A 7,404-nucleotide genomic window follows, 5' to 3' on the forward strand; every position below is an offset into this window, starting at 1 on the left:
AAGCTGACAGTCTCAATCTCGCATTTACTCACCCCATTGCCGGCTAGCATCAAACGCTATTGGTCTGACATGAGCAAGGGCCGCAAAAAAAACTCACCTTTGATTGAAGTCAACTTCAATCTGTTCGCCGGCCTCGAGGCGCGGAGGCGCGGAGGCGCTCACGCGCTCAAAATGTTCCGCGGAAGCCAACAAGGCTAAATCGGATGCGTTGCACTGATCTCCGAGGATAAAGGCTTTTTCGGTCACCTCTTCGAATTGCTCCGCGTTCAAAGAACTGACGTAGCTTGGGGGCTGCGCAGGGAAAAATCCAAGCTCACGCGCCGAGTGCTGCTTCGATCACGCCTGAAATTTGTCTGGCTCGCAGGAAGTGTGATTGGACGCGCCACCTTTCATGGTTGTCAGCCGTACAGATTGGCAAACTTGCCTTGGATTCCAATGGGTCATCAGACTGTCACCTGGGCAATCGGCGACGCTCCAATCCATAGGAGAAGCGAATCCGAGTGCCGAAATTGACCGGTCGACCAAGCAATGCCGACCAGTCAGGCGCTATCCGGATTTCAATCACTACAAATCTGTCGGTTTACGAGCCGAGCAATAACGCTGATTATTGCCGTTTGGGACCGCTCAAAAGCGCTCTCGCCAATTATTGGCGCCTCCAACATGAGTGGCGGGTGCTTTCGATCTAGTTGCCGTGTTCGAATCGAACAAAGCTGGAGACTTAGTATGAAGCCGGATGTTTCTCGTGGCGTGGAGCCGCCTCTGGTCCGTTTCGCAGTTGGTCGTCTCGAGGCGGCGAGACTTCTTGATGTTTCGCCGAGTACCTTCGACACTTGGGTCAGGCAGGGATTGATGCCCAAAGGGATCAAGATCGGAAATTTGCGCCGCTGGGATGCTGGTCAGCTTCGGGCGTGCTGGTACGATCTCGTTGAGGCGAACCAGGAAGGAGATGTAGACGATGACATCGAAAACCCCTTCGACAAGACGGTTGGGTAGAGCCAGCACGCCGTTTCGCTTTTGCAGTCGCGATGTCGACCGGTTTGGCAACGCGCGTTATTACATCCGTATTCCTGGCTTGCCGAAATATCGGATGACGTCGCCCTATGTCGACGGCCAAGGCAATATTACTGCAGCCTTTGCGGAAGAGTATCATCGCGTCATTGCCGGGGATCGTGGCAGCAAGCCATTGCCGCCGATGCGTGTCCAAGAGGGGACAGTCCGGTGGCTTGTGGAGACCTACTACCGGTCAAAGCTTTTCCAGACCTATTCGGCGGCGACGAAGAACGACAAGAAGAGTGTCCTCAATCGGTATTGCGAGCTTGTTGGCAACCTGCCGTTCAAGAAGATGCGGAAGTCGGACGTCGAGGCAAGCCAGATGAAGCGCAGTCACACGCCTGGAGCCGCCGACAAACTCGTCAAGTATCTGAAGGCTCTATTCAACTGGGCAATTAAGGAAGGCATTGCGACCTTCAACCCTGCAGAGGGCGTAACAAAAATTCACAAATCAGACGGATTTCATTCGTGGAGCGAGATCGAGCTAGATCGGTTTCGAACTGTCTATCCGCTTGGAACGATGGCGAGACTGGCATTCGAGCTGATGTTGAACCTCGGTGTGAGGCGATCGGACTTGGTCAAGCTCGGCTGGCGCAACCTGATCGGCGAGCGCATCGAGTTTGTGCCGCAAAAGGGCGCGGGCAAATATGCGCAGTTCTTGAGCTTGCCGGTCACCGCAGAGCTCAACGACGCCTTGAACGCCATCACTCATGACAAACCGACCTTCCTGGTGACGGAATACGGCAAGCCGTTTATGTCCAACGGTTTCGGCAACAAGATGCGGCAATGGTGTGATGAAGCCGGGCTACCGGAATGTTCGTCACACGGACTTCGAAAGGCTTCGGCCACGATCCTTGCAGAAGCGGGTGCCACAGAACATCAGCTCATGGCCATTTTCGGCTGGTCCGATTCGAAGATGGCTCAGCACTATACGAAAACGGCCCAATCGAAGCGCGTTATCGACGCCGGTTTTGAGCGGCGGAGAAGCTACGTGGCCCGGCGAAATGTCCCACTTTCGGCGGGTCGGGAATTCAGTGAGACAATAAAAGGAGAAAATGATGGAAAAACAATGGTGGAAAGCAAAAGTGGTGGGCCCGGAGGGACTCGAACCCCCAACCAAGCGGTTATGAGCCGCCGGCTCTAACCATTGAGCTACAGGCCCAGCCCGGCGCAAAGCCGTCGGGCGGGTAATGGTCACCCCGCACCGGTCACGGGCTCTAACGCAATTTCCGGTATGCGACAAGCCTCTGCCGTATTGGCTTCACAATCACGCGTCATCACGGAAGCTGGAAGGGCATTGTGCCGGGTGAGACGAAGAGGTCCGCCGGCATTGCGGGACAAAGGACATATTCCATGCTGAAATTTACACGCGCTCTCGTCATGGCCACGGCTTTGTCGGGTTCGGTTCTCTCGACAGGTTTTGTTGCCCAAGCCGTGGCGGCTGAAGGCGAGCGTCGCGAAGCGACGATCATGGTCTCGGGCGAGGGGGAGGCGGCGATCGCGCCCGATATGGCGGTCATTTCGCTCTCCGTCGTTCGCGATGCAGAGACTGCTGGCGAGGCGCTCTCGGCCAACAGTGCCGCCATGCGTGAAGTGCTTGCCGCCCTCAAGGAGCAGGGCATTGCCGAGAAGGACCTGCAGACCACGGATTTTTCGATCCAGCCGAAATACAAGCAGGAAAACAGAACCGATGGCACCTATGAGGCGCCCGTGATCGTCGGCTACGCCGTCAGCAATGGCTTGACCGTTCGGGTTCGCGACCTTGCCAAGCTGGGTGAGATCATCGATCGGTCGGTGACGCTCGGCGTCAACCAGGGCGGTGGTATCACCTTCAGCAATGACGATCCGGAGACGGCCATCGAGGCTGCGCGCAAGCAGGCGGTCGAGAAGGCTGCCGCCAAGGCAAAGACGCTGACGGAGGCCGCTGGCGTGAGGATCGGTCGTATCGTCGAGATCTCGGAAAACTTCGCCCGGCCGATGCCGCAGATGTATGCCGCAGCGCCGATGGCAAAGATGTCGGACGAGTCGGTGCCGATCGCATCCGGCGAAAACCGCTATTCGGTGACCGTCAACATCACTTACGCCATCGAACAGTGAGCGCGCTTACCGTTGCGAGTATGAGAAAGGGCCGGTCTTCCGGCCCTTTTGTGTTTGTCGATCTCGCCTACGGTCAGACGTCGAGCGGATGCTCGGCTATCATCTTCGTCAGGCTGCCGTCTGCGGGGAAGAGCGGGATCAGGCAGGCCTGGAGCGCGTGGTAGATGTCGCCCTTGCCGGGGAAGAGGCTGTTTGAAGGCTTTCCGTCTTCCGTCAGTTCTTCGTGCCAGCCGCCGAAGTCGCGGTCGAGGCTGTTGCCCGCGATGTAGTTCCAGATCTTGCGATAGCTCTCTTCGTGGAAATCGCTTTCCTGGTGCTGGCTGAGAAAATGCGCGGCAGCGGCACCTTCGCAGAGCGGCCACCAGAGTTTTGCGCGCTTGTCGGGGGCGTTTGCCCAGTCGAGTGTGTAGAAGAAGCCGCCTATATCCTTGTCCCAGCCGAGCGCCATGGACTGGAAGAAGAGGCCGCGTGCGGCTTCCGGCATCCAGGCCTGGCGCTTGCCGCCGAGCACCCAGAGCTGCAGAAGAAGTCTCGCCCATTCCAGCCAGTGGCCCGGTGTGGTGCCGGCCGGGCGGAACATTTCGTTCGGATGATAGTAGTTGCGGTCGACCACCCAGTTTTCATCGAAATGTTCGGCGACGCGGAAGGCTTCCTCGCGGGCGCGTCGATTGATGATGAGATCTGCGATCCTCTCGGCCTTGTCGAGATAATGGCGCTCACCCGTCGCCTCAAAAGCGGCCATCAGGCTTTCGGTCAGGTGCATGTTGGAGTTCTGGCCGCGATAGCCTGGGACCGGCTGCCAGTCGGTCGAGAATTCCTCGGCGATGGCGCCGTGCTCCTCTTCCCAGAATTTTTGCTCGATCACCTCGGTGATGTCGGCCAGCATAGCGTCGGCGAGCGGATGGCCGGCGCATTTGGCTGAGGAGGCGGCGAGCAGGACGAAGGCGTGGCCGTAACCCTGCTTGGTATCGTCCGCCGCTCCGGTATCATTGGCCTGCCAGTAGTAACCGCCATTCTTCTGATCGCGGTGACGCTCCCAGAGATAGCGCATGCCGTGGTCGATAATGTCAGCGGAGCCGGGACGGCCGAGCAGATGGCCGATGGCGTAACAATGCACCATGCGGGCGCTGGCATGGATGCCACGCGCGGGGTTGTCGGTCGATAGCGGCTTGCCATCGCGCGACAGGTCGTAGAAGCCGCCCTTCGGGTTGAGCGCGGGACCTTGGAAGAAATCGAACAGGCCGTCGGCCTGTGCCAGCAGCCACTTGCGGTGATAGGGGCGGGCGCTCCAGGGGGTGGATGGCAGCTGCTGTGATTGATTTTCCGACATTTCTTCCTCCCTGGACGCATCGTTGCCGTTTCTATAGCCGATCCCTGACGCCGCTTCCACCGCCTGACCTTTGTCACGCACAGGTGGATCAAATGTTGACATAAAGATATCTTTATGTGATTTGCGGGTGTCGCATACGCAATAGGAGAGTTCGCAGATGCTCGATCAACTGTTCGGCCGCGAGGGCGCAAACCGTGACGGGGCGGAGATCCTGAAGGCGCTGCAAGAGGCAGCGCGCGAACGCATCCTGATCCTCGATGGCGCCATGGGCACCGAGATCCAGGGGCTCGGGCTGACGGAAGACGATTTTCGCGGCGAGCGTTTCCTCGGCTGCGCCTGCCATCAGCAGGGCAACAACGACCTCCTGATCCTCACCCAGCCGAATGCGATCGAAGACATTCATTTCCGCTATGCGATGGCGGGTGCCGACATTCTTGAAACCAACACCTTCTCCTCGACCCGCATTGCGCAAGCCGATTACGAGATGGAAGGGGCGGTCTATGACCTCAACCGGCATGGCGCGGAACTCGTGCGCCGTGCGGCTTGGCGCGCCGAGCGCGAGGACGGCAAGCGGCGTTTCGTCGCCGGTGCCATCGGACCGACTAACCGCACGGCGTCGATTTCGCCGGATGTCAATAATCCCGGCTATCGTGCCGTCTCCTTTGACGATCTGCGCCTTGCTTACGGCGAGCAGATCGACGGGCTGATCGACGGCGGTGCCGATCTCATCCTGATCGAGACGATCTTCGATACGCTGAATGCGAAGGCGGCGATCTTTGCCTGCGAGGAGCGTTTCCTTGCCAAGGGCATTCGCCTGCCGGTGATGATTTCGGGCACGATCACGGACCTTTCGGGCCGCACGCTCTCCGGCCAGACGCCGACTGCCTTCTGGAACTCGATCCGGCATGCGAAGCCCTTTGCGGTTGGCTTGAACTGTGCGCTCGGGGCGGACGCCATGCGCCCGCATCTGCAGGAATTGTCCGGTGTCGCCGATACTTTCATCTCGGCCTATCCGAATGCCGGTCTGCCGAACGAATTCGGCCGCTACGACCAGAGCCCGGAAGAGATGGCCGATCTGGTTGCCGGATTTGCCGAAGAAGCAATCGTCAACGTGGTCGGCGGCTGTTGCGGCTCGACGCCCGCGCATATCGCCGCCATTGCCGAGGCCGTGAAGGGCAGGGCGCCGCGTGCACCCGCCGAACACCGCCCGTTCATGTCGCTCTCTGGCCTCGAGCCTTTCGAGCTCACCAAGGACATTCCCTTCGTCAATGTCGGCGAGCGCACCAATGTCACGGGTTCGGCCAAGTTCCGCAAGCTGATCACCGCTGGCGACTATTCCGCAGCGCTCGTGGTCGCGCGCGACCAGGTGGAGAACGGCGCGCAGATCATCGATATCAACATGGATGAGGGTCTGATCGATTCCGAAAAGGCGATGGTCGAATTCCTCAACCTGATCGCTGCCGAGCCCGACATCGCCCGCGTGCCCGTGATGATCGACTCATCGAAATTCCCGATTATCGAAGCGGGCCTCAAATGCGTGCAGGGCAAGGCGGTGGTGAATTCCATCTCGCTCAAGGAGGGCGAGGAGAATTTCGTCGCCCAGGCGAAGCTCATCCGCAATTATGGTGCTGCCGTCGTCGTCATGGCCTTCGACGAAAAGGGCCAGGCGGATACCTATGAGCGCAAGGTCGAGATCTGCCGCCGCGCTTATCGCATCCTGACGGAAGAGGCCGGCTTTGCGCCCGAAGACATCATCTTCGATCCGAACGTCTTTGCGGTCGCCACGGGCATCGAGGAACACGACAATTACGGCGTCGACTTCATCGAGGCGACGCGGACGATCCGGCAAGAAATGCCGCTGGTGCATATTTCCGGCGGTGTCTCGAACCTCTCCTTCTCTTTCCGCGGCAATGAGCCGGTGCGCGAAGCCATGCATGCGGTCTTCCTTTATCACGCCATTCAGGCGGGCATGGATATGGGCATCGTCAATGCCGGTCAGTTGGCGGTCTATGAAAGCATCGATCCTGACCTGCGCGAGGCCTGCGAAGACGTGGTGCTGAACCGGCGCCGAGACGGCACCGAGCGGCTGCTGGAGATTGCCGAGCGCTATCGCGGCACTGGCGAGGCGAAGACCCGCACGCAGGACATGACGTGGCGCGAATGGCCGGTCGAAAAGCGGCTGGAGCATGCGCTGGTCAACGGCATCACCGAGTTTATCGATGTTGATACGGAGGAAGCGCGCCAAAAGGCCGACCGTCCGCTGCATGTCATCGAAGGGCCGCTGATGGCGGGCATGAATGTCGTCGGCGACCTCTTCGGCGCGGGTAAAATGTTCTTGCCGCAGGTGGTGAAGTCGGCCCGCGTGATGAAGCAGGCGGTGGCTGTGCTCTTGCCTTACATGGAAGAAGAAAAGCGGCTGAACGGCGGGACCGGCGAGCGCCAGGCAGCGGGGAAGGTACTGATGGCGACGGTGAAGGGCGATGTGCACGACATCGGCAAGAACATCGTCGGTGTCGTGCTTGCCTGCAACAATTACGAGATCATCGATCTCGGCGTCATGGTGCCGGCCACCAAGATCCTCGAAGTGGCGAAAGCAGAGAATGTCGATGTCATCGGGCTCTCCGGCCTGATCACGCCGTCGCTCGACGAGATGGTGCATGTGGCCGCTGAAATGCAGCGCCAGGGCTTCAACATTCCGCTCTTGATCGGTGGTGCGACGACCAGCCGGGTGCATACGGCGGTCAAGATCCATCCGCAATACAAGGCGGGGCAGGCGATCTATGTCACCGATGCCAGCCGCGCGGTCGGCGTCGTTTCGGCCCTGCTATCCGAGGATGGCAACGAGACCTATGTCGATGGTGTCAAGGGCGAATATGCCAAGGTGGCNGNNGCTCGACGAGATGGTGCATGTGGCCGCTGAAATGCAG

At 59.4% G+C, this 7,404-nt stretch carries 3 protein-coding genes, 1 tRNA gene and 2 pseudogenes; 4 read left to right on the forward strand and 2 right to left on the reverse strand.

Going from position 1 to position 7,404, the window contains the following annotated elements; translation table 11 throughout:
- Window positions 1-723: 723 nt before the first annotated feature.
- Both QWE_RS09630 and QWE_RS25725 read left to right on the forward strand, forming a co-directional pair.
- Window positions 724-993 carry a helix-turn-helix transcriptional regulator gene (locus tag QWE_RS09630; protein ID WP_006725921.1) on the forward strand — a complete coding sequence of 90 codons (270 nt, stop codon included), beginning with the start codon at window positions 724-726 and terminating at the stop codon, window positions 991-993.
- 601 nt (window positions 994-1,594) lie between these two features.
- A pseudogene (locus QWE_RS25725) lies at window positions 1,595-1,936 on the forward strand (tyrosine-type recombinase/integrase); the annotation flags it as partial.
- A gap of 200 nt (window positions 1,937-2,136) precedes the next feature.
- Here QWE_RS25725 and QWE_RS09640 read toward each other — a convergent pair.
- Window positions 2,137-2,212: transfer RNA gene (locus tag QWE_RS09640), tRNA-Ile, on the reverse strand.
- A gap of 191 nt (window positions 2,213-2,403) precedes the next feature.
- On the opposite strand from QWE_RS09640, the gene QWE_RS09645 reads away from it, so the two are divergent.
- Complete coding sequence (locus QWE_RS09645) at window positions 2,404-3,147, forward strand: SIMPL domain-containing protein (RefSeq protein ID WP_006725923.1); 744 nt, start codon at window positions 2,404-2,406, stop codon at window positions 3,145-3,147.
- A gap of 73 nt (window positions 3,148-3,220) precedes the next feature.
- On the opposite strand, the gene QWE_RS09650 is transcribed toward QWE_RS09645, so the two are convergent.
- On the reverse strand, window positions 3,221-4,477 hold the full coding sequence (locus tag QWE_RS09650; RefSeq protein ID WP_006725924.1) for an AGE family epimerase/isomerase: 1,257 nt from the start codon (window positions 4,475-4,477) through the stop codon (window positions 3,221-3,223).
- A 157-nt stretch (window positions 4,478-4,634) separates the two neighbouring features.
- Between QWE_RS09650 and metH the strand changes: the two are divergent.
- Window positions 4,635-7,370: pseudogene (metH, locus tag QWE_RS09655) on the forward strand (methionine synthase); the annotation flags it as partial.
- Between the last annotated feature and the right edge of the window lie 34 nt (window positions 7,371-7,404).

The sequence above is a fragment of the Agrobacterium albertimagni AOL15 genome, assembly GCF_000300855.1.
GTDB classification, from domain to species: domain Bacteria; phylum Pseudomonadota; class Alphaproteobacteria; order Rhizobiales; family Rhizobiaceae; genus Allorhizobium; species Allorhizobium albertimagni.

Coding starts and splice junctions, on each gene's coding strand:
- QWE_RS09630 (WP_006725921.1), top strand. CDS start 724: ATGAAGCCGGATGTTTCTCGTGGCGTGGAGCCGCCTCTGGTCCGTTTC.
- QWE_RS09645 (WP_006725923.1), top strand. CDS start 2,404: ATGCTGAAATTTACACGCGCTCTCGTCATGGCCACGGCTTTGTCGGGT.
- QWE_RS09650 (WP_006725924.1), bottom strand. CDS start 4,477: ATGTCGGAAAATCAATCACAGCAGCTGCCATCCACCCCCTGGAGCGCC.